This is a genomic window from Moorena sp. SIO3A2, from assembly GCF_010672265.1.
Classification (GTDB): Bacteria; Cyanobacteriota; Cyanobacteriia; order Cyanobacteriales; family Coleofasciculaceae; genus Moorena; species Moorena producens.
The window spans coordinates 1-1,146 of sequence record NZ_JAAHHC010000130.1; the positions used below are offsets into that span (position 1 = coordinate 1).

General features: G+C 33.9%; 1 protein-coding gene. It reads left to right on the forward strand.

Translation table 11 applies throughout. The features are described from left to right. The first annotated feature begins 70 nt into the window (after positions 1–70). Positions 71–1,051, forward strand: a complete 981-nt coding sequence (locus F6K64_RS38030) for a transposase family protein (RefSeq protein ID WP_008190751.1) — start codon at positions 71–73, stop codon at positions 1,049–1,051. Positions 1,052–1,146 lie beyond the last annotated feature (95 nt).

Consider the following 1,146-nt stretch of genomic DNA (forward strand, 5'->3'; position numbering starts at 1 on the left):
AGACCTCTCCAAAAAACAAACTTATGGTAAAATAAGATAAAATTAATCACTTTTATCAACCTCAAAAACCATGAGCTACACTTGGAACTACATCCAAAAAAATCCTAAACAAACAAAAAGATTGCTAGGAATAAATTATGAGCAACTCTCTCAACTGATAGAACAAGCTAAGTTATTACATCGTCAACATCAAGAAAAAATTGAAAATCAAAAAGTCCGGCTAATAAAGCCTGGGGGAGGTGCTGGACAAAAATTATCAATTGAAGACCAAATAGTCTTGACATTAATTTACTTACGACATCACATAAACTTTCAACTTCTCGGACTACAGTTCCAGGTGAGTGAATCTAAAGCAAACTCTACTTTTAACTACTGGCAATCTATTTTCAGGGAAGCTCTACCAGCTTCTTTGTTAGAACAAGTAAAAAAGTACGAAGAATCCGAGGATATAATTCAAGAAGCCTTAACTGAGTATGAGTTAATAGTAGATAGCGCAGAACAAGTCAGAGAAAGACCTTCAGACTATAATCAACAAAAATTATTCTATTCTGGCAAGAAGAAAAACCATACATTTAAAAATCAATTTATTGTTTTGCCAAAAGGGGAAGATATAGTGGATGTAGTGGTCGGTAAACCAGGCCCCAAAAGTGACATAAATATTTGTCGGGAAAGTTTAAAAAAATTTGATGATAAACAACGACTGAGTGGGGACAAAGCTTATCTAGGAGAAGAACAAATAAGAACTCCCCATAAAAAGCCAAGAAATGGTGAGTTAACCTCACAGCAAAAGAAATATAACAAGCTATTATCTTCAAACAGAATATTTGTAGAACATGTGATTAGGTTGGTAAAAATTTTTAAAATAGCGGGAGAAAGGTTTCGCCTAAATTCTAATAAATATTCTGGGGTGATTTTGACAATATGTGGTTTGGTAAGATTGAGAACAGGAGCCTTAGTATTACAAGTAACAAAAGCCTCGGAAATTGCTGAAACAATTGAGGTTGTCTATGCTCATAGTTTTAGTGCTAAATTAACATCAATAGCTTCTTAAGCTTATTATAGCGTTAATTCAACGTAAAATTGACTTGGTCAATTTGATCGCTGAAAAGCAGTGCCTGAGAAAGTTTCAAGTTTTTGGAGAGGTCT

Excerpts from the sequence above, each read along its gene's own strand:
- F6K64_RS38030 (WP_008190751.1), top strand. The coding sequence starts at position 71 with ATGAGCTACACTTGGAACTACATCCAAAAAAATCCTAAACAAACAAAA.